The sequence below is a fragment of the Symbiopectobacterium sp. RP genome, from assembly GCF_050472005.1.
In the GTDB taxonomy this organism is placed as follows: Bacteria; Pseudomonadota; Gammaproteobacteria; order Enterobacterales; family Enterobacteriaceae; genus Symbiopectobacterium.
Window position 1 is genome coordinate 982,858 of sequence record NZ_JBGOGS010000001.1, and the last position, 22,969, is coordinate 1,005,826.

Sequence of the window (22,969 nt, forward strand, 5' to 3'; positions counted from 1 at the left end):
AGGAGGACCACGATGCAACAACAGGAAAAAGTTAAAACCGCCCCGATGGCCACTGCGCCAGTCAATAACACCGTTCGCCGCCTGCGCTGGTTACGTAAGCGCGATGAACTGGAACAAAACCCCAATGCCCGTTTTCCGATCACCCTTTATACCTGAGGTACCTCATGAGCCTTGAAGTAGTCATTAAAGAAAATACTGAGGTAATGCGCCAGCTAATCGCAGCAATGCAGAGCGGTAACGTCTTTACTCCCCCTGCTCCACCACAACCGAAAACAGACAGCACCCGCCCCAAAAAAGCGGAACAGGAAAAACCCCGTCTTGAAGACCAACCCCTGCCGGTAGCCGTTGCGCTGGCGGCGCTCTACGGTAACGAGGGCCGTTATCTGGACAGCGATAAAATCACCGCCGCGGTTGACGTGACGGAAACGCTCAACGGCAAAGATCGCAATGCGCAGATTGACGCGCTGACGATGGCCCTGAAAGGCGTGCCGCGCGCAACCCAACTGCATGGTGAGGACGTATTCAATCTGGCTGTCCAGATACTTGAGCATTGGGATGCGTTGCCGGGGATCACCGAGCGTCGCGAATACGCCGAATTATTGCTGGATATGCCACGCGATGAACGCGCAGGTGTTAAGCCGACAGTGACCAAAAAGGAAACAGAAGCCACCGTTGGCGATACCCCGGAAGACATTTTCAAGCAGGCGAGAAACCTGATTATGGAACTGACGACAGGCGGTTATCGTCACCAGGCCGTAGACATCCTGAATAAATTCGGTGCCCAGAAGCTGGGGCAGGTGCCACAGGAAAATCTGGCAGACGTTGTGATGCTCGCAGAACAGGCGCTGGCGGAGGGATAAGGCATGCCAGATATTCACGCGAAACTGTCCCCCTCATCCGCTCACCGCTGGCTACATTGCAACGCGGCACTGGCAGCGGAGCAGTTTGAAGCTGATGAAACGACGAGTTATGCCGAAGAAGGCACCACAGCGCATCATCTGGCCGAAACGATCCTCCGTAACCGGCTGAAACCTCAGTTAAAAGCCAGTCCTGTCCCGCAGGTCAGCCAGGAAATGGTTGATAAGGTGGGAGAGTACGTTGAAGCGGTCTGGACGCTGGCACAGCAACCCGGCGCGATACTCTTGGTAGAGCAGAAATGCGACTTCTCTCACATCGTTGGTATACCCAATCAGTTTGGTACTTCGGACGCGGTCATCATCCTCGGTGATGAACTCCAGATCCACGACCTCAAATACGGTTATGAGAAAGTGGATGCGTTCGAAAACCCCCAGCTCATGCTTTACGCCCTCGGGGCGCTGGAGCAGGTCAGCCTGATCGCCGACATCCATCGTGTACGCATGTTTATCCACCAGCCCCGCATCAACCACCTCAGCGAATACGAATGCAGCGTACAAAATCTGGAGGAGTTCGGGCAGAACGTGAAAGCCATCGCTGCCGATGTGCTGCAACTGGCAGACGACGCCGGGAAAAACGGCCCCGATGTTATTCCGGCTTCGGCCTATCACCCCGGAGAGAAAACCTGCCGCTGGTGTAAGCGGCGAGGTAAATGCCAGGTGCAAGCGGAGTATGTCGCGGCTGCGCTAATAAATGATTTCAGCGAAATAGCCGACCCGCCGCCTCTGGAAGACGCACTGACCACTGCCCGTCAGAAGCTGGCTGAATCGGATGGGAAATGGCTGGGCGAAACGCTACCGCTGATTGACCATATCGAAAGCTGGTGTAAAAGCGTCCGCTCTGCGGCATTTAACCTGCTGCAAAATGGGCACTCCGTTTCCGGCTATAAACTGGTTCAGGGTAAACAGGGGAATCGCATCTGGGGTGATGAGCGCGAAGCGGAAGCGCTTCTCAAATCGTTCAGGCTGAAGGGCAATCAGATTTACACGCATAAACTGATCGGCCCCAAACAGGCCGAAAACCTGCTGAAAAAAGACAATCCGCGCCGCTGGGCACAGGTAGAAGCCATTATTACCCGCCCTGATGGAAAACCCGCCATGGTGCCAGAAGCCGATCCCAAACCGGCATTAATTATCAATCCCGTAAACGACTTTGACGATGTTGAAGCCGCTGAATCCCTCATTTAAGGAGCATCACGATGAAAGTTAAATTATCAAATGTAAGATTGGCCTTCCCTGCGCTGTTTGAACCTAAGACTGTTAATGGCGAAGGTGAACCACGATTTAGCGCTGCATTTATTTTCCCACCCGACCATCCCTGCGTGAAAGAAATTGAAGCGGCTATCGCTCAGGTAGCGAAAGAAAAATGGGGGCCGAAAACCGACAGCGTTCTTAAATCCTTACGCACCGGCCTGAAAGTCTGCCTGCACGATGGCGATGAAAAAGCAGAATACGAGGGCTATTCCGGTAATAAGTTTGTCTCCGCCAGTAATAAAGCCCGACCACTGGTTATCGACCGTGCTCGTTCCGCGTTGACCGCCGCCGATGGCAAGCCGTATGCCGGTTGCTACGTTAACGCCACCATCGATATATGGGCAATGGATAACAATTTCGGCAAACGCATTAACGCGTCACTGGGCGGCGTCCAGTTCCTGCGCGATGGTGACGCCTTCGCTGGCGGCGGTGTAGCGACGCCGGATGACTTCGAGAATATGAGCGAAGGCGCTGACGCAGAAGCGTTGATTTAAACCCACTCACCACCCGGCGAGGATTGACATTAATGGAAGTCGGGAGCTATAGTCCGCTACAGGTGCTGAACACACCATCGAAAGCGGAAACCGCACCCGACAGTCATGCGGATTTTTTATGTCCATTTTTCAGATATGGTCGGGTAGCGTGCATACCGAAAAAGAGCCGAAAGGTTAAGGATGCAGGCCGACTTTCGACGGTGTTCAAGTACCTGACCACCCTGCTGAACACAGGGTATTCTGAACAAATCGAAAGGACATAAAAAATGACTACTCAACTCATCCCCGTTTTCAACGGCACAATATCAAACGAACCCGCATTACTTTGCAATGCTCGCGATCTCCATGCTTTCCTCGAAGTAGGTAAACGCTTCGCATCGTGGATTACCGAACGTATAGCAGAGTACGGATTCTTTGAAAATCAGGACTATATGATTGCTTCCCAAAGTTGGGAAGCAAGAAACCGAGGTGGCCACAACCGCAAGGACTACCATCTCACCCTGAACACAGCAAAAGAGCTGGCGATGGTTGAGCGCAACGAGCAAGGCCGTCAGGTGCGACGCTACTTCATCGAATGTGAGAAGAAGTTGCACCAACAATCCTCAACGGTCATTGCTCCACACAGGGAATGCCTGCCTAAGATGGTTTACCATCACCAGAGCAAATACAACCCTTACAGGGCTTATGTATGGAACGGTGAAAAGAACGTTTATATCGGAGTTTACCCGACAGTGGACGACGCAGTCGCAGCGCAGCAACTCTTCTACAAGAATGGCAATGTGAAGCGAATTCTGAAAATCCAGCCAGAGATCAGCGATGCCGAGAAAGAAATGTTTATTGGCAATCTGCACGCCGTTTTGCATAATTTCAGGCGTATTGATGAAATCTGGCGATCCCGTCTGCGTCCTGCCCTCGAGGTCATGGACTCAAAACTGGTATACCTTCTGCACGACCGGTTCAACGACAGCATGTGTGTTTTACCAACAATAGAATCACGTATCGGCAAATACATACCGCCAAAACTACCCCGCTAATTTATCCCAGCCCCTGCTCTGCCAGGGGCTTTTTGTAACCGATTTTAATACGGAGGCATGGTCATGCCTGAACGTCTTTATCTCGATCTTGAAACCTTCAGCGAGGTGCCTATCAAAAACGGTACCCATGCGTATACAGAGGAGGCTGAGATCATGCTTTTTGCCTGGGCTATTGATACTGACCCCGTGCAGGTATGGGACGTGACCCGCGGAAAGCCCATGCCCACGGCGCTTCGAACCGCATTAGCCAATCCTGATGGGCTGATTTACGCCCATAATTCATATTTCGACCGCACGGTATTAAATCACGCCATGCCGGGTATAGCTGCCGGTGGCGTTGAGCGCTGGCGGGATACAATGGTCAGGGCGCTGGCGCACGGCCTGCCGGGATCGCTGGGCGATCTGTGTGACATTCTCAGTGTTTCGCAGGATAAAGCCAAGGATAAGGCTGGTAAGCAACTGATCCAGCTATTCTGCAAGCCTCGACCCAAAAACAGCGCTATCCGCCGCGCTAGCGCGAAAACACACCCTGTCGAGTGGCAGCGATTCGTTGAGTACGCCGGACTGGATATTGATGCCATGCGTGAGATCGACAAAAAGCTACCTGCCTGGAATTACTCAGGTCAGGAACTGGCGCTCTGGCACCGGGATCAGCGTATCAATGATCGCGGCGTATTCATGGATGTCCCCCTCGCAGAAGCAGCGGTGACGGCGGTTGACAGTGAACAGAAGGTTCTGGCCAAACGAACGCGGGAGCTCACGGACAACGCGGTGCAAGCGGCAACACAGCGTGACGCCATGCTGAAACACATAGCAGAAGCCTTTGGTATCGAACTGCCCGATATGCAGGCCAGCACCTTGCAGCGCCGGGTTAACGATCCTGATTTACCGTTTGAACTTCGTGAATTACTCGCTATCCGCCTACAGGCCAGCTCCACCAGCACCAGTAAATACAAAACCCTGATGAAAGGCGTCAGCCGTGACGGACGTCTGCGCGGCACATTGCAGTTTTGTGGGGCATCGCGCACAGGCCGCTGGGCCGGGCGCTTATTTCAGCCGCAAAATTTACCCAGACCAATGCTGAAACAAGCCGACATTGACTGTGGTATTGAAGCACTGAAAGCCGGGTGCGCCGACCTGCTTTACGACGATGTGATGCAGTTGACCAGTTCAGCGTTGCGCGGCTGCATCATGGCCCCTGCCGATAAAAAACTGGTGGTATCTGACCTTAGCAACATCGAGGGGCGCGTACTGGCGTGGTTAGCCGGGGAGAAGTGGAAGCTACAGGCGTTCCGGGATTATGACACCATCATCGGTACCGATGAAAAAGGCGAGGCGATCCGCGCTGGCCATGACCTGTACAAACTGGCCTATGCAAAATCTTTCGGCGTCCACCCGGATGAAGTGGACAAAGATCAGCGTCAGGTCGGCAAGGTGCAGGAGCTGGCGCTGGGCTATGAAGGGGGCGTTGGCGCATTTCTGACGTTCTCGCTGGCGTACAACATCGACCTCGAAGAAATGGCCTCCGCCGCTATCGCCAATATTCCGCGCAACATTCTGGATGAAGCTATCCGTGCATATGAATGGTCGGTAAAACAGAAGCGAACCTACGGACTGTCAAAACGCGCTTATGTTGTTTGCGACTCTTTTAAACGCCTCTGGCGCGAAGCCCACACGGCAACATTCAGCTTCTGGAAGGAGATCGACCAGGCCACCCGCCGCGCCATTGCCACACCCGGCATAACCATTTCCTGCCGCAAATTAAAGCTTCGCCGCGACGGAAGCTGGCTACGTATTCAGCTTCCCTCTGGCCGGGCGGTCTGTTATCCCGGCGCACGTATCGACGACAGCGGCAAGATCAGCTACATGGGCATCAACACCTACAGCCGGAAATGGCAACGCCTGCAAACCTACGGCGGCAAGCTGGCAGAGAACGTAACCCAGGCTACCGCCCGTGATGTGATGGCCGCGAATATGCCCGGTGTGGAGGACAACGGTTACGACATCATACTGACGGTGCATGACGAGATTTTAACGGAAGCGCCAGACCATTCTGATTACTCCCACGAACACCTGAGCATCCTGCTCGCAACTAACCCCGCATGGGCTTTAGACCTACCACTGTCTGCTGGCGGGTTCGAGGCCTACCGCTACCGTAAGGAGTAACCCTTATGTCTTTTAAAAAAAATGACAATCCGCTTTATTTCCGTGCTGCGCGTGAAGCTGCACAAATTGAACGCGAGGGCGATTACCGCCGCGCCGCCAAAATATGGGCGAAAGCAAACCGGTCAGCGCGTAACCCGCTAAACCAAATGTGGAGCGAAAACCGCTCTGACTTTTGCCTGATGCAGATCGGGCGGGACAAACTGAAAGAGGCGGTTACCGATGGCTTACATCCGTGAATCCACCATCGAAAAGCACCTTGTAGCGGAAGTGAAAAAAGCGGGCGGTATTGCCTACAAGTTTGTGTCCCCCGGACGCCGCTCTGTTCCTGATCGGCTGGTACTGCTACCTGGTGGCCGTCTCGTTTTCGTTGAATGCAAAGCTCCTGGCGAGAAGCCACGGGCAGATCAACTTCGGGAACACGACCGGATGCGCGCGCTGGGTTTTACCGTGGTTGTGCTGGACAGCAAAAATATGGAGGGTATTCAATGAAACTGGATAACGCACGGGTGCTGACCTTCAGACACCCCAATATGGGCGAGGTCGTCGCCATCACCAACGGCGGCGAGAGTATAGACGATGCCCGCTATCTGGTCAGTCTGGGCAGACAGCCTAACGAGGACTGGGAAACGCAGACGCTCAGGGCGGTGATTGGGTATATGGCGGAAGACAACAGGCGGCTGCGCAAACAGGTTAGCCGCCTGACGCAGGAAGGGGGGTGTAAAATCAAAGCAGTTTAATTACCAGCGTGACAATGGTTGATGCCAGACCGGCGATAGCGAGAATCACAGCACTCAGTTTTATCAATAATCCATTTGCAGTATGTTCAACATCTTTACGGAGTAAGGCTATCTGAGCTTCAGTTTTCTCGAAGCGAGCCTGCATCTGAGCTTCGTTCTTCTCGAAGCGAGCTTCCATGTCCTTACGGACATCAGCGATATCGCGCTTTACCTCGGCAATATCAGCCTTTGTAGCCACATCCGCCACCTCATGAGACTTGCGTACGACGAGCGAGATCGCCCGCGCCTGCTCTCTGGAAATGCCAGCAGTCTCAAGCTCTTCCGATGCCTGCAATGTATCAAATGCAACTTGGCCCATGGGAAATCCTCCTGCGTTAAGCCAAGTGTAAGCGATCTGACCGCCAACCTGCAAAATTTTACAAGTTAGCCCCCTGCCCCCGGTTTTTATGTCACTTTTTTCAGCGTCTTAATTGTCGTCAGACACATAAACAACCTCGGAGAGACTTAATGTACAAAATAACGGCAACTATCAAAAAGCCCGGCGGACTGGATGTTCAGTGGCTACGGTTCTCTAAGGTGAAACTCACCATGTCAGAATGCGAAAAACTGCTCTTTAAGCCTAAGGAGGCAGGTAAGTCGTTCGGCGATAAGGTGAAACTGGAGGATTTCCGCTGCATCAGGGTGAAAAACAGGGATACGTGGTAAATAGCACAATAAACCACCCAATTGACCTAGGGAGAACCCATGCGCTATAGTCACTCTGCATCTGCAAATTCAGGTGCCGGGTTTGAGACCCCGGATAACTAACAAGGCGCATAACACGCCTACAGCGTGTTTTTTTATGCGTCAGTCCGCCATATCAGAATAATGGTGGGCTGGATGGGGGAGCCGCAAGGCTCGCCGGGTCCTTGTTAGCCGGTAGTCTCAACCCTATTCAGTTCACCGCCAATATGAGTTTGAGACCTCTAGGTGGTGATGTTCCTTAACTAACAAGGAAATCATTACTATGACAACCTTAATGTTCCGCAATACCGTTCTTGAAACCATCGCTCACAACGGGCAGATCTGGTTCACCTCTGCCGAGCTTGCTAAAGCCCTCGAGTACGCAACCAGCAACGCGGTAACCATGCTGTATAAGCAAAATTTTGACGAGTTTTCGGCTGATATGACTGAGACCCTCAAGTTGAAGGTCTCAGGAAATTACAAAAAAACAGTCCGCATTTTCTCCCTGCGTGGCGCACATCTCGTCGCCATGTTTGCCCGTACCCCAGTAGCCAAAGAGTTTCGCAAATGGGTGCTGGATATTCTCGACCGCGAAGTGGGTCACCCCGTCTACCAGCCCGAAGCCCCCGAGCGTTTTATGAACACCGATACCCGGAACCTTGCGCGCTTAGTCTGGTGCATCACCCGCGGCTTCCGTTTTGAACAGGCATGGACCAATGCCGTTTATTATGCCCTGCGCGATGTGACCGGCACCCCGTCGCCGATGCCCTTTGAAGTGCAGCACATCCCTCTACTGGCCAAAGAGTGCCGCCGTATTTACTACGTCACCGAAACCCTGCGTGAAACCATCCACGAAGCGGAAAAGCAAACCCTCAAACGCATTCTGCGCAAACGTGAAGATTCGAACACCGTACTTTCTGAAATGAAGCAGCTTTTCGAGCGCTGCCACCGCCAGCAGCGACGGGGCATTGCCGATCGCCTTGACCACTGGCACGAAGACGACGTTAAACACTTCCTGACGCGCCACTAATCCAGTCATTCCGCCCCGAGATCGCGTCGGGGCTTCATTAAGCACATTAACTTGTGAGGAGCTTTAGCATGCAAAATTTAACCAAACCTGTAATTTTTCACAATGAAACTCTGAATATCGAAATAAGCGGAATGCTGTACAAAGGAAAACCGGTATTTTTCGCTGTCGAGGTCGCAAAGGCTTTAGGTTACGAGAAACCACACCAAGCACTAGAATATAACTGTAAGTCATTGATTAAAATTAATTTCCTACAGTGTAAGGAATTAGGTTTAGGGGAACGTTCTAAAGGGATCATCCTCCTGACAGAGCCGGATTTATACCGTCTCATTATGCGAAGCAAATTACCTTCTGCTGAAAAAGTGCAGGACTGGGTATGCGAAGACGTTTTGCCGTCAATCCGTCAGACAGGCGGCTATCAGTTGCCTCAACACCCAGTACCCCAATCATTCTCCGAAGCATTAATGCTCGCCGCCGAACTTGCAAAGAAAAATGAATTACTCACCGATGAACGCGATGAAGCTTTACGCACCAAAGCGCAGATCAGCGAAAAACGGGAAGCCACCGCCTGCCAGCGTAATGCTGTTTACCAGCGCATCGCCAATAAGGCGATAAAAGAACGCGAAGAAATGGCGGCTTTGCTGGGTGCCAGCAAAGACTATGCTTCCGTCCGGTCAGTGTGGCGCGCCACAGGTAACTGGTACAGCTACCGCCAACTCACCACATGGCAGGACGAACATGACGCGATGGAATCCTACTACTGGGATGAGTCCACGGATGCACGAATTTTATGCTACCCCCGTGAAGCATGGCTGGAAGTCTACGACGTGGATATAGCGAAACTATTCTGAGGCTGAAAATGACAAAACCATACACCCCACGGCCATATCAGGAATTAATCACCAATTTCCTCATTAATAATCCGCGCTGCAACGTGTGGGCTGGCATGGGTATGGGTAAAACAGTTGCCACACTGACTACGCTGGAAGATCTCTTTATGTGCGGAGCCGAAACCCAACCGGTGTTGGTTCTTGCGCCGCTGCGCGTGGCACGGTCAACGTGGCCGGATGAAGCCAACAAATGGAGTCATCTGCGCAATATCGAGATCCAGCCCATTATGGGTAGCGTAAAAGAACGGCTGGCAGCGCTGACGAACAGCAACGCCAGCGTTTTTACCACCAACTATGACAACCTGGTATGGCTGGTTGAAACGCTGGGTGAGCGCTGGCCGTTCGCCAGCGTAATTGGCGACGAGAGCACCCGGCTTAAATCCTTTCGATTGCGCGGCGGCGGCAAACGTGCGGCAGCACTTGGCAAGGTCGCACATAAGCATGTCCACCGCTGGGGCAATCTCACCGGCACGCCAGCACCAAACGGTCTGGTAGACCTGTGGGGGCAAGCGTGGTTTGTCGATCAGGGCCAGCGCCTGGGGCGCACATACGGCGCATTTACCTCGCGCTGGTTCAACGCAATCCAGTTTCCCGGCCAAAGCTGGACAAAGCTGGAACCCTTTCCCCATTCGCAGGATGAGATACAGGCCGCGCTACGCGATGTGACGATCTCACTGGATGCCGCCGACTGGTTTGTTATTGAGGAACCGATCCATAACGTGATCCGCGTGGAAATGCCGCCCAAGGCACGCCAGCAGTATCAGGAAATGGAAAAGGAGATGTTTCTGGAACTGGATGGTGACGGCATTGAAGCGCCAAACACCGCCGCAAAAACCGTGAAGTGTTTGCAAATCGCCAGCGGCGCTATCTATACCGACGACAAAGGTACCTGGTCAGAAATCCACGACGCCAAGTTGCAAGCGCTGGAAAGCGTGATTGCCGAATCTGGCGGTATGCCGGTGCTGGTTGCCTACCACTTTAAAAGCGATTTAGCCCGTTTATTGAAAGCCTTTCCAAAGGGTAAACAGCTTGATTCCGATCCACAGACGCTGCGCGACTGGAATGCCGGTAAAATCCCGGTGCTATTCGCTCATCCAGCTAGCGCAGGCCACGGCCTTAACTTACAGGATGGCGGAAACATCCTGGTGTTTTTCTCGCACTGGTGGGATCTGGAACAGTACCAACAAATTATCGAACGTATCGGGCCAACACGCCAGATACAGGCGGGGCATAACCGCCCGGTATGGATACACCATATTATCGCCGCCGATACCGTAGACGAACTGGTGATGGAACGGCGCGATTCAAAACGCAACGTGCAGGATATCCTGCTGGAAGCCATGAAGAAAAGGGGCAGAGCATGACACCGATAATTTCAGACACCGACCTGATAACGATTAAAGAAGTGGAACGCAGCGTAGGGTTAAAAAAATCCTGCATTTACCTGCGCATCAGTAATGGTGAATTTCCCAAGCAAAAAAAGCTCGGCACCCGTACCGCGCGCTGGGTACGCGGCGAGATCGAAGCGTGGAAAAAACAGTTTCTTTAAATCAGCCTCAAGTGATCGATATAGTCCGCGTACCACTGCATCATTTCCCGCCGTCCATCCAGATATAGGGCCTGGTTATAGGTTCCACGAATCACATTTTTGTCCACGTGTGCGAGTTGCAGCTCAATCCAATCGGGGTTAAACCCCTGATCATTGAGTACTGTGCTCATCGTATGCCGGAAACCATGCCCTACTACCCTTCCCTTATAGCCGATGGTCGCTATCATCCGGTTAATCGTGTTGTTGCTCATCACCTTTGAGGGATCATTCCTTCCGGGGAACATATTCCTATACCGTCCGCTCAGTGTCTTGAGTTCACGCAACAGGGCAATCAGTTGCGATGACAGCGGTACAATGTGTGGTCGGCTCATCTTCATCACCTCAGCCGGTATTGACCACAGCTTTTCCCCATCAAGATCCACCCAGTCCCACTGTGAATAGCGTAGCTCCTGCGTACGTAGACCAGAGAGCATAAGAATTTGCAAGCCCAAGCGCGTTATTATGCTGCCAGTGTAACCATCCACCGCCATGAGGAAGTCCGGCAATTGGTCGACGCGCAGAAAAGGATGCCGCGTAGACTTGTGTTTCACCATGGCGCTTTTCAGCTCCCCGGCAGGGTTAAACTTAGCCCGTCCGGTTGCCACCGCATAGCGGAAAACCTCACCACACCAGCACCGCGTTTTGGCCGCTTTCTCTGTGGCGCCGCGTGCTTCAACTTTACGCAATGCCGCCAGCATCATTACTGGCTCAATCTCCGCAACCGCAAGATTGCCTAGCGCCGGGAAGATGTCTTTGCCGAACGCTTCTAAAATGTCGGCAGCATAGCGAGGGGACCAGCGGTTTTTTTTAAATTCATGCCATTCGATGGTAATCTCTTTAAAGGTAATGGTTTTCGCCGCTGCCGCCGAAGCACCATAGTTTTTTGCTTTCACGGGATCGACGCCCGCAGCCACATTTTGCCGGGCCTCATCGCGTTTCCGTCGTGCAGCGGCGAGGGATACCGCAGGGTAGACGCCGATTGCCAACATTTTTTCCTTGCCGGCAAAGGTGTAACGGTAACGCCAGTACTTGGCACCAGTGGTTTTTACCAGCAAAAACAGCCCATTACCATCCGGCAGTTTGTAATCCTTGTCACCGGGTTTTGCTGTTTCAATCTGTCGCGCATTGAGTTTCATAGATACCCGTTACCAACTTAAGATACCCGGATATGTACCCGTTTTAGGCACGGATCGCAACGGTTTTAGATGGATCAGACCGGACAATAAATGGCGCTAACATTTCTATTTTTAACTGAAAAATGGACACTCAAGGACACCACCGGAACAATAGATGGCGCATCAGCTATCAGGAAGACGGGGTACTGGTGCAAGAACTGTTTTCTCGTGACGGTATCGGTACGCAGATCGTCATGGAGAGTGCGGAGCAAGTGCGCCGAGCCACCATCAACGATATTGGCGGCATTCTCGAGCTGATCCGTCCGCTGGAGCAACAGGGGATTCTGGTGCGCCGCTCACGTGAGCAGCTGGAAATGGAGATCGATAAGTTTACCGTGGTGGTCCGCGATAACCTGACCATCGCCTGCGAAGCGCTGTACCCGTTCCCTGAAGAGAGCATCGGAGAAATGGCCTGCGTCGCGGTACATCCTGACTATCGCAGTTCCTCGCGCGGAGACATGTTGCTATAGCCAAGCGATATTATTTTGATAACAATTAGCTGTATTTTTTTGCCACATATCAGGGTATTTGCTGTAATCATTTTTAAGTCGGTTGGCTATACAACGCGTTGCGGCACAGGCACGTCAGCAGCGGCTGAAGAAACTGTTCGTTCTCACCACGCACAGCATCCATTGGTTCTAGGAGCGCGGCTTTCAGCCCGCCGAGGTGGAGATGCTGCCTAAACGCAAGCAGGAACTGTATAACTACCAGCGAAGGTCTAAAGTACTAACATACTAATTATCATATAGTTAGACTCATTTCATGCTCAAAAAATAGGCGACAAAACACAACAATACACGACATTATTTATCAATAAGTTACCGCTTATTTCGACTTGCCGACCCCCCTTCCTTGACGTGACAAATCACATTCACCCCGACCTGCTCCCTACTCCTGATGATGCGCTCGACCTCATAGCCGAGCGCCCTATAGCTAGGCGACTTAATTTTGATTACGCCATATGGACTGAGAACAAAATCTCTGTATCGCAACCACTCTCTCTTTTTTTTGCTTTTTGCTTGTGCCCATTTATGCTCAATGGGGTTAAGATCTGGCGAATATGTAGGCAAATACTCCACCATATACCCTGCACCGATGATGACTTGTTGAATATTATGTTTTTTGTGAAAAGTTGCATTGTCCATCACGATTACACTGTTTTTAGGGAGTACTGGGATATCGCCCGCGTTGAGTCTCTTGATACCGGGAAGAAGTTAGTTCATCTCATTGACCGTGAAGGTGACTCTATCGGGCTATGCGCACATTAAGCTCCCAGGGAATATGTTGGCTTATCCGGGGAAAGGAAGGGCATCGGGCCGAGTGGGGCGGTGACACCCGTAAAATTGGTGAAATTGCAGACGATCTGCCATTTATCGCAAACGGACAGGTTGGCTGAAAAGGGAAAAAAGCCAATATGGAGATCGGGGAAACATCCGTGATCATAACGCGAACAGCAAAAGCGAAGCGGAAAGACAAGAACACCGGACGGCGAGTGAAAGTTCAGCAAGGCGTAGCTCTGACACTCAGATTAGTTGTACTAGCTCAGACCTGATCTGACAGTTACCGATTATTTATACAGGTGTCTGTCAGATTACATCTGGTTCAGATTCTTTTCTGCCCAGCTCCGTTTTCCATCGAGTAAAGTGGCCATCGGCGTACGCCCGCAGCACATTTTTCCCTGATGAGTTCGCTCATTATTGTAATGCCACAACCAGTTGTCCAGATCTACCTGCAGGCTTTCCAAGTCTCCATATAACTTCTTGCGGAACGTAACCTGATAAAAATCCTGCAAAATGGTTTTATGGAAGCGCTCGCAGGTGCCGTTCGCCTGCGGAGACATCGCCTTCGTTTTCGTATGCTCGATATCGTTGATAGCCAGATAAAGCTGATAATCATGCTGCTCCACTTTACCACAGTACTCCGTACCCCTGTCGGTCAGTATTCTCAGCACCGGCAGTCCCTGAGCCTCGTAGAACGGGAGTACGCGATCATTGAGCAGGTCGGCGGCGGTGAGCGGTGTTTTATTCGTATACAGCTTGCAGTGTGCCACTTTCGAGTACGTATCCACGAACGTCTGCTGGTAGATACGGCCCACCCCCTTCAGATTGCCCACGTAGAAGGTGTCCTGCGAGCCCAGATACCCGGGATGTGCCGTCTCGATTTCACCGCAGGCCTCATCATCGTGCGCCTTCTTCTCCAGGGCTGCGATTTGAGCATCGGTAAGGACAATGCCTTCTCTGGCGAGCTTTTCCTCAAGCGCCTTCAGGCGTTTACGGAAGTTCTCCAGGTCGTGTCGTTGCCAGATGGAGCGCACGCCGCTGCCGGAGATAAACACGCCTTTTTTACGCAGCTCATTACAGGTCCGGTGCTGCCCATGGGGCGGAAACTCAATAGCATAATCAACAAGCGCGCGTTCAGTGGCTTCGTCGGCGCGGTTCTTCAGGTTCGGAACCCGGCGGTTCTGGTTAACCAGCGCATCAATGGCGCCTTCAGCAGCCAGTTCCTGATAACGGTAAAATGTATCGCGTGACACGCCCATGCTCTTGCAGGCTTTTGATACGTTACCGAGTTCTTCGGCGAGATTGAGCAGGCCGGCTTTGTGTTTGATAATGGGATTGTTAGTATGAAGCATGAGAGTTACCTCGCGTTTTGTTTAAGGATTAGACACCCATATCAAAACCGGTAACTCTCAACCTTTCAAGGTCCAGTGTCAGATTTAGTCGCGACTAATACACATTATTGAAGGGCGGTGAGCGAGAAAAACTCCGCATCGCCCCATTGATTCAAAAACGTCGCTATCTCATCAATACGCTGCTCGTTGATATGGGCCTCACGCGCCATTTCGTGCTGAGCCTGCTCACTGATCTCTTCGTTATTCATTAAGCGAGTGATCAGCAATTTGAAATAGTGAGCCAGAGCGTCACGCTCTGACTCGTTCACCAACGTGGCGGCTTCCGTCGAATACTCATCCACAATATCATAATATTTAAGGGGTATTTCATTGTTCATACGTCGTCCCCACGGGGTAAGGTGTTTGTCCGTACCACCAACATTGTCTAGTCAGTTGGTGAAATGCAGTAAAACCACAACAACCTACTGCGTCAGTTACCACATTAAATCATCGGGCACTTTAAAGTCGGCGTAAGGATTTTCTTCATCATCTTGCGACTCCTGACTCAGCGCACTGTGTAAAACAATACTGCTCGCATCGCGCTGCGCAATTTTTTCGGCCACGCTCGCGGGGATAATTGCGTATTGGTTCTCACCCTTGTTATCAATAACCAGACGCGCGATGGCGAGACGACCATTAATCAACTGAGTTTGCGTCAGCTTATCTACAACCAACTTTTTGATTACATTGTTGTCCGTGAAGTTAAAACCAATATCACCTTTTGCAATGTCGATTTTGTTCATCTCAATCAGTTGTTTTACCTGAGCTTTATACTCTTTAGATAACACAGCCTGTTTCTGTTGTTCGCTGAGCTGTTTATCGCGTTCAAGCTGATTTTTTTTATTTTCCTCTACCGCGGCTCTGGCTTCACGCGCCTGAACGCGTGATTTTTTGGCCGTTCTTTCAACTTTGGCCATTTTTTTGCTGGTCACTAATCCCGCTTTCAGCATCTGCTCTTGTAAGGTGAGTTTTGTCATCGTCGTTTCGAAACCGTAGAAAAATTTGTGGGATTATACCTGTAATCGCCGGGGCTGTAACCGGGCGCAAAGCCCGATCGCTACGGCGTTTGAATCTGGTGGGCGCCATCAGGGACGCAGTGAACACGGCAGCGAAATGGCTTCACACCTTGGGCAGTTTCACCGTGGCCTAAATGTCTATTTCATCTTCTGTGAAAATTAACGTCGAACCTTGGAAGGTGGTGATCGCCAATTTTTTCATCGAACGAACGTCACTGGATTTAGCGGTTGATTTCGGCCTGATATTTCCCATTAGCGCGCCCACAGAAAGCACCGTATTTTCTTTATCAATGCGGGTATCAGCCGACACTTCAAACTAGGTTGTGATCGTTCCGTTCATCGCCATTACCGCCTACCTAATCGTTTATCACCTTATTTTTGCAGCGCACAGTGTAAAGCACAATCCCTGCGCAGACCACCTCTTTGGTTTGCCTCTTGATGATAACTATCGGGTGTTATTGCCAAAAATGAGCTTCAGGAGATTGGAAACAGAGTGATAAAAGAACACTGAGGAACAAGAAATGGTGCGTTCTAATGGACTCGAAGCATCGACCCCCACCATGTCAAGGTGGTGCTCTAACCAGCTGAGCTAAGAACGCCTTTTGTAAGACGGGTCACTAATGCAGCGGGCAATGCCCTGTGCTGCCGTGCGGGGCGCATAGTATAGCCAAGCGACATTATTTTGATAACAATTAGCTGTATTTTTTTCCACATATCAGGGCATTGGCTGTAATCATTTTTAAGTCGTTTGGCTATAGCGAGTGAACGTGGTGCTGGCAAGACGCAAATGCAACATTTATGCGGTTGAACCGCACGACTGCTGCGTTTGTGTTCACTTTGCGTTTTTTTCACCCAACGCTGGTGGCGTGCTCCCCCTTGCGTTGGGTGATATCAGGGCTAGCGCGCCGCGCGCGCCAGAATATCACCGGGCGATTGGCGTTGCAGATAACGGATACGTAGCATCATCATAATGGCGGCAGCAGTGAGTCCGATGATAAAGCCACACCAGAAACCGGCAGGGCCCATGCGCGGCACCCAATAATCGGTCATTGCCAGCAGATAACCGCTGGGTAAACCGAGTATCCAGTAGGAGACGAAGGTGATGTAGAAAATGGAAGGCGTATCTTTATAGCCACGTAATACGCCGTTACCGATAGCCTGCACCGCGTCTGAAATCTGATAAATAGCGGCCAGAAGCATCAGCTGCGCCGCCATAGCGACCACTTCAGGGTTTTTGTTATACAACAAGGCGATCTGCTCACGCAGCAACGCGGTGAAAATAGCGGTACAACAGGCCAACATCACGCCGGTTGCGATGTCGGTGTAGGCCGCAACACGCGCATCTTCCACGGAACCTTCCCCCAGCCGGTGACCAACGCGGATCGTCGAGACAATGCCGATAGACAACGGCAACACGAACATCAGAGAACTGAAATTCAGTGCTATCTGATGCCCGGCAACGTCAATGACGCCGAGCGGCAGGATCAGCAGGGCGACGATGGCAAACAGAGATACTTCGAACAGCAGGGTGAGCGCAATGGGCAAACCAAGCGAAAACAGACGCCGCATGGCGGAGAAATCAATCTGCCAGCGCTGCCACTTGATATCGCGCAACCAACGTGCGTGCATACTGTAAAACGCCATCATCAGCATCATGATCCAATAGGTAGAAGCTGTCGCGACGCCGCAACCCACACCGCCCAGTTCGGGCATGCCAAATTTGCCGTAGATAAAGATGTAGTTCAGCGGAATATTGATCAGCACGCCAATAAAGCCAATCACCATGCCCGGCTTGGTTTTGGATAACCCCTCACACTGGCAGCGTAGCACCTGATAGAACAGATAGCCCGGTACTCCCAGCAGCATCACGTGCAGATAGCCGATGGCAACATTCGCGAGCTCCGGTGAGTCGGTATGCATCATGGCAATAACATGCTTGCCGTTATACAGCACTATCATGGTGATAACCGCAACGATCGCGGCCAAAATAAACGCCTGCTGAACCTGATGGGCGATGCGCGGGCGTCGGCCAGAGCCGTTGAGTTGGGCTACCACGGGCGTGAGCGCCATTAATAAACCATGTCCAAACAGGATGACCGGTAACCACACGGAGGTACCGACTGCAACCGCTGCCATATCGGTGGCGCTATAAGCACCCGCAATAATGGTGTCAACGACACCCATGGACGTTTGGGAAACCTGCGCAATAATGACAGGAACCGCGAGCGTTAACAGGCTCCGCGCCTCTGACAAATATTTCTGCACGCAAACACCTTCCTTGAATTGTTAAAACGAAAAACTGGCGTCGATACCCTCTCGCTTTCTGTTATACGGCAGCACGGCGAGGTGGCGCATTGCTTTTCCAGCAGGGGGTTGGGATGAATGAAAGTAAACAACCGCAAGCGAGATAACGAGTACAAATGGCTTTCGAAGCCATCCATCTGAGATGGAAAATCAATCGATGACAGAACGTTGTTCTAGTGTAGCGGCTTGGCATAAGTAAACCAACTTCTTCGTAAGATATTGTGTCAATGAAGAGGTTCTGTTGTCTTATAGCAAAGCGACTTAATTTTGATTACACCATATGGACTGAGAACAAAATCTCTGTATCGCAACCACTCTCTCTTTTTTTGCTTTTTGCTTGTACCCATTTATGCTCAATGGGGTTAAGACTTGGCGAATATGTAGGCAAATGCTCCACCATACACCCTGCATCGATGATGACTTGTTGAATATTATGTTTTTTGTGAAAAGTTGCATTGTCCATCACGATTACACTGTTTTTAGGGAGTACTGGGATAAGGACTTGTGTGACCCAGGAATAGAAAACATCGCTGTTAATATTGATATCAAATAATCCGATAGCAAACAGCGTTGTGCCTAATAAAGCGCCGATAACATTTGTTCTTCCCTTGGCTCCCCAGTTCTTCAGGGTCTTTGTTGAATAAATAGAACTTTTGGGTAATCATCGGAGCAGATCAACACAGTTGTTTCAAAATCAGGTCTCCATGGCAAAACAAAATTTTAAAATCACCAACTGGCCCTCTTATAACAAGGCCCTCAAGCAGCGCGCTTCTCTAACCGTATGGCTAGATGAATCAGTCATTGCTGCATGGACGGAAAAAAACACTACTGAACGGCGTGGACGACCGCTCCACTACTCAGATATGGCCATCACCACAGTCCTGATGATGAAACGCGTGTTTGGCCTTTCATTGAGGGCTTTACAGGGCTTTGGTGACTCGATTTTTAAACTGATTAAATTGTCGCTCCATTGTCCAGACTATTCGCTGCTCAGCAAGCGAGCAAAGACAGTGAACATCAGCATAAAAACGCCAACCCGTGGTGAAATCTCACATCTGGTCATTGATGGAACCGGCCTGAAGGTCTTTGGCGAAGGCGAATGGAAAGTCCGGCACCATGGTGCCGACAGACGCAGGGTATGGCGTAAACTGCACCTGGCAGTAGACAGTGTGACGCATGAGATTATCTGTGCGGATTTGTCGCTCAGTGGTACGACTGATGCCCAAGCTCTACCGGCGCTGATAAACCAGACCCACCGGAAAATCAGAGAGGCATCGGCTGACGGCGCTTACGATACAGTTTACTGCTATGATGTTCTGCTGAGGAAGAAAATAAGGCCGCTTATCCCGCCACGAAGGGGGGCGCAATATTGGCAAGATCGCTACCACGAGCGTAACCACGCTGTTGCAAATCAGCGCATTAGCGGTAGTAACGATATCTGGAAAAAGAAAGTGGGCTATCACCGGCGCTCAGTGACTGAAACGGCCATGTTCCGGTTCAAAAGGCTTCTGGGTGGTCATCTAAGTCTGAGAGACTACGATGGTCAGGTGGGTGAAGCCATGGCCATGGTCAAAGCGCTTAACCTGATCACGCTATTAGGAATGCCGAACAGTATTCGCATCACGTAACAATCGACCCGTATGGGGCGCAGTCGTTACAAGTTCTAATTTATTCAACAAAGCCCCGAACAAGAAGAAATCCGCCAACAAGATAGACCCCGCCGTCGCGTTCCTAATGTCGTTTGGTACGTGGCAGGCAGAGCATGAAGATTTTGCGTTTGATATGAGCGAAAACCACAAAGAGCGGCTATCGGCCTTCTCAGGGATATAGTGTGGTGACAGTGTCAGTAGAGTGCGAAATATAGCCCAAAATAAGCCAAGCAAAAACTTATGTGTATAGTAATGTGTATAATCTGAATTTTATAAACATAATTAAGCTATATTATTCATGTTATTAGGTATTGTGTTCTACTCTCTTCACTCCCCGATAACGTCTTCGAGCGGAGCTTGAAATTGTTTCATTTAACCTTTTGATTTTATGTGTAAATGAGAGGGAGACTGTTTTTTGCTCTTCAAGGTGGCTTTGTTAAATAATAGTGAGTCATGCTGTTTTTCTAGCCAGTTTTGGTAGAAAATGCTTGTCACCTCAGGTTTACAGTTTTCTTATGAGGCCTAACTGCATGATTTTGCGTTGCGAGGATCTGTCGTTTCACCGGGGGTGCAGCATAAAATATGTTTATTCAACAAAGCCCTTCAAGGTAAGTATCTTTTATAAATTCTGTGTGGTAATATTTTTATTTATATTATAGATAAAACACTATTCACAAATGGCAATAAATCTCATTATCATTACCTGCGTTTCTGCAAAAAAAAGCAGCATTTAAAACCAAAAAGCATTATATATTTAAGTAAATAACGACGTTTCACGATCACATTTCTACCCTTTCGGGGGCAATAGGTCTTGCCCGCTTGATCGATATCAATCCCATATTATTAGCAAGCCTTTATGGTTAGCAGGGTAAGCAAAGTGGGATCATAATCATGAAGAAAATTATTGAAGACCTTCTACACCAGGAAATATCTCGTCGGGACGCGGTGATCGATGCCGCGAAAATCGGCTCGGCGGTGGCGATTACCAGTGCCATCACCTTGCCGTTTTCTGCCAATGCCCAGCCGGCGGTGGTCCCAACCGGCGTGGTGAACGACAATGAAACCGTTCGTCACAGCGCGTGTTTGGTTAACTGTGGCAGTCGCTGTCCGTTGAAGGTGATTGTGAAGGACGATCGCATCGTGCGTATCGAGCCGGAAGATGCCAAAGATGACAGCGTGTTCGGTGAACACCAGATCCGTCCTTGTTTGCGCGGGCGTTCTAACCGCTGGCGCGTTTACAGCCCGGATCGTATCAAATACCCGATGAAGCGTGTCGGTAAACGCGGTGAAGGCAAATTCAAACGCATCAGTTGGGAAGAGGCGACCGCGTTTGTCGCCTCGGAAATGAAGCGCATTGCTGAGAAATATGGCAATGAGGCGATCTACTACAACTACCAATCCGGTGCCTATTACCACAATCAGGGAAGGCACGCGTGGAAACGCCTGCTGAACCTGACGGGCGGCTACCTGAACTATCACAATACCTACTCTACCGCGCAAATCGAGACTGCCACGCCGTATACGCACGGTACCTATGTTGGCAGCCACTTTACGCAAATTGCCCATTCCGATCTGGTGGTGTTTTTTGGCCTCAACCTGTCGGAAACCCGTATGTCCGGCGGCGGACAGGTGGAGGAACTGCGTCGTGCGTTAGAAAAATCACAGGCTCGCGTGGTGATCATCGATCCGCGTTACACCGATTCCGTTATCACCCAGCATGCAGAGTGGTTAGCGATTCGCCCAACCACCGATGCGGCATTAGTTGCGGGGTTGGCTCACACCCTGATTAGCGAAAACCTGATCGACGAAGCATTGGTCAACCGTTATAGCGTCGGGTTTGATGCCAGCACGCTGCCCGCGTCTGCGGCAGCGAATGCCAGCTACAAGGATTATATTCTGGGAACCGGGCCAGATGGCATTGCCAAAACGCCTGAATGGGCGGCGACCGTCACTGGCATTCCGGCGGTGCGCATTCGTCAACTGGCGCGGGAAATCGCGGGTGCGCGCGCCTGCTATATCGGCCAGGGCTGGGGGCCGCAGCGCCACGCCAACGGTGAGCAAACTGTGCGCGCTATCCAGACGTTGCCAGCGCTTACTGGTCACTTTGGGTTGCAGGGCACCAACAACGGTAACTGGCCTTATGGCACACCTTACGGTGTTCCAACCTTGCCGGTGGGCAGCAACCCGATCAAAACCTCGATCCCTTGCTATCTTTGGACGGATGCCATCCTTAATCCCGAAAAAATGACGGCCACGACCATGGGCGTGAAAGGCGCAGATAAGCTGCGCGTCGGCATTAAAATGGTGGTTAATCAGGCAGGGCAGGCGCTGTTGAACCAGCACGGTGATATCAACCGCACGCGTAAAATTCTGGCGGATGACACCCTGTGTGAAACCATCGTAGTGATTGATAACCACATCACACCTAGCGCCAAATTTGCTGATATCTTGCTGCCGGAAACCAGTTATCTGGAAGCGGAAGATCTGGTTGATAGCTCGTATTCAACGGGCTCGCACAACTACATGATTGCCATCCAGAAAACCATCACGCCGATGTGGGAAGTGCGCAGTACCTACGACATCTGTGCCGATATTGCTGGTCATCTCGGACTGAAAGCGCAATTTACCGAAGGCCGCACGCAGGCGCAGTGGGTCGAAAAACATTACCAACAGGTGAAAGAGAAACGCACTTACTTGCCGGAATGGTCGGTTGCGAAAGAGAAGGGCGTTATCGATCAACAGATCGCGACGGAAAAACAGAGCATTGCCTTCCTGGATTTCCGGACAGACCCGCAGGCCAATCCGCTGAAAACACCGTCAGGCAAGATTGAGATCTATTCCGAAGCGCTAGCCAAACTGGCTCAAACCTGGACGTTACCGGAAGGTGATCGTATCCCTGCAATTCCTGAGTTCTGCGTGGTGCGTGAATCTCATCTCAATAAAACGATGACAGCCAAATATCCGCTGCAACTCACTGGGTTCCATACCAAGGGCCACACCCACTCCACCTACAGCAACGTGCAATTCCTGCATGAAGCCGTGCCGGATGAAGTCTGGATCAACCCGATCGATGCTGCGGAGCGCCAACTGAAATCTGGCGATCGCGTGCGTGTATTTAACGATCGCGGCGTGGTAGAAATCCCCTGCAAAGTCACACAGCGCATTCTCCCTGGCGTTGCCGCTATGCCGCAGGGGGCCTGGACGCGCCTTGACAGCAGGGGCGTCGATGTTGGCGGGTGCATTAACACCCTGACCTCCCAGGAGCCTTCGCGGCTGGCGAAAGGTAATCCGCAACACACCAACCTGGTTGAGATTCAGCGCGCTTAA

The 22,969-nt window shown here is 51.2% G+C and carries 28 protein-coding genes, 1 tRNA gene and 4 pseudogenes; 21 read left to right on the top strand and 12 right to left on the bottom strand.

Features of this window, described 5'->3' with window-relative positions; all coding sequences use genetic code 11:
* The first annotated feature begins 12 nt into the window (after positions 1-12).
* The 9 genes from ACD630_RS06375 to ACD630_RS06415 all read left to right on the top strand — a co-directional run bounded on the left by ACD630_RS06375 (position 13) and on the right by ACD630_RS06415 (position 6,599).
* The gene (locus ACD630_RS06375) at positions 13-156 is read left to right on the top strand and encodes a hypothetical protein (RefSeq protein WP_291973386.1); all 144 of its coding nucleotides are present in this window, start codon (positions 13-15) and stop codon (positions 154-156) included.
* 8 nt (positions 157-164) lie between these two features.
* Positions 165-860, top strand: a complete 696-nt coding sequence (locus tag ACD630_RS06380) for a hypothetical protein (protein ID WP_430358482.1) — start codon at positions 165-167, stop codon at positions 858-860.
* Between the two features lie 3 nt (positions 861-863).
* On the top strand, positions 864-2,102 hold the full coding sequence (locus ACD630_RS06385) for a DUF2800 domain-containing protein (RefSeq protein WP_430358483.1): 1,239 nt from the start codon (positions 864-866) through the stop codon (positions 2,100-2,102).
* Between the two features lie 11 nt (positions 2,103-2,113).
* The gene (locus tag ACD630_RS06390) at positions 2,114-2,662 is read left to right on the top strand and encodes a DUF2815 family protein (RefSeq protein WP_430358484.1); all 549 of its coding nucleotides are present in this window, start codon (positions 2,114-2,116) and stop codon (positions 2,660-2,662) included.
* 266 nt (positions 2,663-2,928) lie between these two features.
* Positions 2,929-3,696, top strand: a complete 768-nt coding sequence (locus ACD630_RS06395; protein ID WP_430358485.1) for an antA/AntB antirepressor family protein — start codon at positions 2,929-2,931, stop codon at positions 3,694-3,696.
* Between the two features lie 63 nt (positions 3,697-3,759).
* Positions 3,760-5,862 (top strand): DNA polymerase I, encoded by a 2,103-nt coding sequence (locus ACD630_RS06400; protein ID WP_430358486.1) that lies wholly within the window; start codon positions 3,760-3,762, stop codon positions 5,860-5,862.
* 5 nt (positions 5,863-5,867) lie between these two features.
* A complete protein-coding gene (locus tag ACD630_RS06405) occupies positions 5,868-6,098 on the top strand; it encodes an ANR family transcriptional regulator (RefSeq protein WP_430358487.1) in 231 nt (76 codons plus the stop codon).
* Positions 6,082-6,351 carry a VRR-NUC domain-containing protein gene (locus ACD630_RS06410; protein ID WP_291972955.1) on the top strand — a complete coding sequence of 90 codons (270 nt, stop codon included), beginning with the start codon at positions 6,082-6,084 and terminating at the stop codon, positions 6,349-6,351. Before ACD630_RS06405 ends, ACD630_RS06410 begins: the two co-directional genes overlap by 17 nt.
* The gene (locus tag ACD630_RS06415) at positions 6,348-6,599 is read left to right on the top strand and encodes a hypothetical protein (protein WP_430358488.1); all 252 of its coding nucleotides are present in this window, start codon (positions 6,348-6,350) and stop codon (positions 6,597-6,599) included. The genes ACD630_RS06410 and ACD630_RS06415 overlap by 4 nt, the downstream gene beginning before the upstream one ends.
* Here ACD630_RS06415 and ACD630_RS06420 read toward each other — a convergent pair.
* Positions 6,586-6,957, bottom strand: a complete 372-nt coding sequence (locus ACD630_RS06420; RefSeq protein ID WP_430358489.1) for a hypothetical protein — start codon at positions 6,955-6,957, stop codon at positions 6,586-6,588. The genes ACD630_RS06415 and ACD630_RS06420 overlap by 14 nt on opposite strands.
* Before the next feature lie 149 nt (positions 6,958-7,106).
* Between ACD630_RS06420 and ACD630_RS06425 the strand changes: the two genes are divergently transcribed.
* The 5 genes from ACD630_RS06425 (at position 7,107) to ACD630_RS06445 (ending at position 10,788) form a co-directional block, all read left to right on the top strand.
* Positions 7,107-7,304 carry a DUF1187 family protein gene (locus ACD630_RS06425; protein WP_430358490.1) on the top strand — a complete coding sequence of 66 codons (198 nt, stop codon included), beginning with the start codon at positions 7,107-7,109 and terminating at the stop codon, positions 7,302-7,304.
* 313 nt (positions 7,305-7,617) lie between these two features.
* Positions 7,618-8,352, top strand: a complete 735-nt coding sequence (locus tag ACD630_RS06430) for a BRO-N domain-containing protein (protein WP_430358491.1) — start codon at positions 7,618-7,620, stop codon at positions 8,350-8,352.
* A 68-nt stretch (positions 8,353-8,420) separates the two neighbouring features.
* Positions 8,421-9,200, top strand: coding sequence for a BRO family protein (locus ACD630_RS06435; RefSeq protein ID WP_430358492.1), 780 nt, complete (start codon positions 8,421-8,423; stop codon positions 9,198-9,200).
* An 8-nt stretch (positions 9,201-9,208) separates the two neighbouring features.
* On the top strand, positions 9,209-10,603 hold the full coding sequence (locus ACD630_RS06440; protein WP_430358493.1) for an SNF2-related protein: 1,395 nt from the start codon (positions 9,209-9,211) through the stop codon (positions 10,601-10,603).
* Complete coding sequence (locus tag ACD630_RS06445; RefSeq protein WP_291969447.1) at positions 10,600-10,788, top strand: helix-turn-helix transcriptional regulator; 189 nt, start codon at positions 10,600-10,602, stop codon at positions 10,786-10,788. The genes ACD630_RS06440 and ACD630_RS06445 overlap by 4 nt, the downstream gene beginning before the upstream one ends.
* Here ACD630_RS06445 and ACD630_RS06450 read toward each other — a convergent pair.
* Entirely contained in the window at positions 10,785-11,963 is a 1,179-nt protein-coding gene (locus tag ACD630_RS06450) for a tyrosine-type recombinase/integrase (protein WP_430358494.1), read from the bottom strand. The genes ACD630_RS06445 and ACD630_RS06450 overlap by 4 nt on opposite strands.
* Positions 11,964-12,124: 161 nt before the next feature.
* On the opposite strand from ACD630_RS06450, the pseudogene ACD630_RS06455 reads away from it, so the two are divergent.
* Positions 12,125-12,740: pseudogene (locus ACD630_RS06455) on the top strand (hypothetical protein); the annotation flags it as partial.
* 80 nt (positions 12,741-12,820) lie between these two features.
* Here the strand turns inward: ACD630_RS06455 and ACD630_RS06460 are convergent.
* Complete coding sequence (locus tag ACD630_RS06460; RefSeq protein WP_430358495.1) at positions 12,821-13,147, bottom strand: transposase; 327 nt, start codon at positions 13,145-13,147, stop codon at positions 12,821-12,823.
* On the opposite strand from ACD630_RS06460, the gene ACD630_RS06465 reads away from it, so the two are divergent.
* The 3 genes from ACD630_RS06465 to ACD630_RS06475 are packed head-to-tail and all read left to right on the top strand — an operon-like array spanning position 13,127 to position 13,554.
* Positions 13,127-13,270 carry a hypothetical protein gene (locus ACD630_RS06465; RefSeq protein ID WP_430358496.1) on the top strand — a complete coding sequence of 48 codons (144 nt, stop codon included), beginning with the start codon at positions 13,127-13,129 and terminating at the stop codon, positions 13,268-13,270. The two genes, ACD630_RS06460 and ACD630_RS06465, sit on opposite strands and share 21 nt — an antisense overlap.
* Positions 13,258-13,398 (top strand): hypothetical protein, encoded by a 141-nt coding sequence (locus tag ACD630_RS06470; RefSeq protein WP_430358497.1) that lies wholly within the window; start codon positions 13,258-13,260, stop codon positions 13,396-13,398. Before ACD630_RS06465 ends, ACD630_RS06470 begins: the two co-directional genes overlap by 13 nt.
* Positions 13,399-13,416: 18 nt before the next feature.
* Positions 13,417-13,554, top strand: coding sequence for a hypothetical protein (locus tag ACD630_RS06475; RefSeq protein ID WP_430358498.1), 138 nt, complete (start codon positions 13,417-13,419; stop codon positions 13,552-13,554).
* A gap of 39 nt (positions 13,555-13,593) precedes the next feature.
* Here ACD630_RS06475 and ACD630_RS06480 read toward each other — a convergent pair whose 3' ends face one another.
* From ACD630_RS06480 to ACD630_RS06520, 9 genes and pseudogenes are all read right to left on the bottom strand, one after another.
* A complete protein-coding gene (locus tag ACD630_RS06480) occupies positions 13,594-14,634 on the bottom strand; it encodes an IS481 family transposase (protein ID WP_430358499.1) in 1,041 nt (346 codons plus the stop codon).
* Between the two features lie 104 nt (positions 14,635-14,738).
* Complete coding sequence (locus ACD630_RS06485; protein ID WP_430358500.1) at positions 14,739-15,011, bottom strand: YmjA family protein; 273 nt, start codon at positions 15,009-15,011, stop codon at positions 14,739-14,741.
* A gap of 96 nt (positions 15,012-15,107) precedes the next feature.
* Positions 15,108-15,650 (bottom strand): DUF2058 domain-containing protein, encoded by a 543-nt coding sequence (locus ACD630_RS06490; RefSeq protein ID WP_430358501.1) that lies wholly within the window; start codon positions 15,648-15,650, stop codon positions 15,108-15,110.
* 169 nt (positions 15,651-15,819) lie between these two features.
* Positions 15,820-16,002 (bottom strand): annotated as a pseudogene (locus ACD630_RS06495) (cold shock domain-containing protein); the annotation flags it as partial.
* A 209-nt stretch (positions 16,003-16,211) separates the two neighbouring features.
* Positions 16,212-16,288: transfer RNA gene (locus ACD630_RS06500), tRNA-Val, on the bottom strand.
* Positions 16,266-16,541 carry a hypothetical protein gene (locus ACD630_RS06505; protein ID WP_430358502.1) on the bottom strand — a complete coding sequence of 92 codons (276 nt, stop codon included), beginning with the start codon at positions 16,539-16,541 and terminating at the stop codon, positions 16,266-16,268. The genes ACD630_RS06500 and ACD630_RS06505 overlap by 23 nt, the downstream gene beginning before the upstream one ends.
* A gap of 45 nt (positions 16,542-16,586) precedes the next feature.
* A complete protein-coding gene (locus ACD630_RS06510) occupies positions 16,587-17,954 on the bottom strand; it encodes an MATE family efflux transporter (protein ID WP_430358503.1) in 1,368 nt (455 codons plus the stop codon).
* Positions 17,955-18,217: 263 nt separating this feature from the next.
* Positions 18,218-18,340, bottom strand: coding sequence for a hypothetical protein (locus ACD630_RS06515; protein ID WP_430358504.1), 123 nt, complete (start codon positions 18,338-18,340; stop codon positions 18,218-18,220).
* A 32-nt stretch (positions 18,341-18,372) separates the two neighbouring features.
* Positions 18,373-18,639: pseudogene (locus ACD630_RS06520) on the bottom strand (transposase); the annotation flags it as partial.
* 58 nt (positions 18,640-18,697) lie between these two features.
* On the opposite strand from ACD630_RS06520, the gene ACD630_RS06525 reads away from it, so the two are divergent.
* The 3 genes and pseudogenes from ACD630_RS06525 (at position 18,698) to ACD630_RS06535 (ending at position 22,969) form a co-directional block, all read left to right on the top strand.
* Positions 18,698-19,621, top strand: a complete 924-nt coding sequence (locus ACD630_RS06525; RefSeq protein WP_430358505.1) for an IS5 family transposase — start codon at positions 18,698-18,700, stop codon at positions 19,619-19,621.
* A 46-nt stretch (positions 19,622-19,667) separates the two neighbouring features.
* A pseudogene (locus tag ACD630_RS06530) lies at positions 19,668-19,823 on the top strand (hypothetical protein); the annotation flags it as partial.
* A gap of 710 nt (positions 19,824-20,533) precedes the next feature.
* The gene (locus ACD630_RS06535; protein ID WP_430358506.1) at positions 20,534-22,969 is read left to right on the top strand and encodes a DMSO/selenate family reductase complex A subunit; all 2,436 of its coding nucleotides are present in this window, start codon (positions 20,534-20,536) and stop codon (positions 22,967-22,969) included.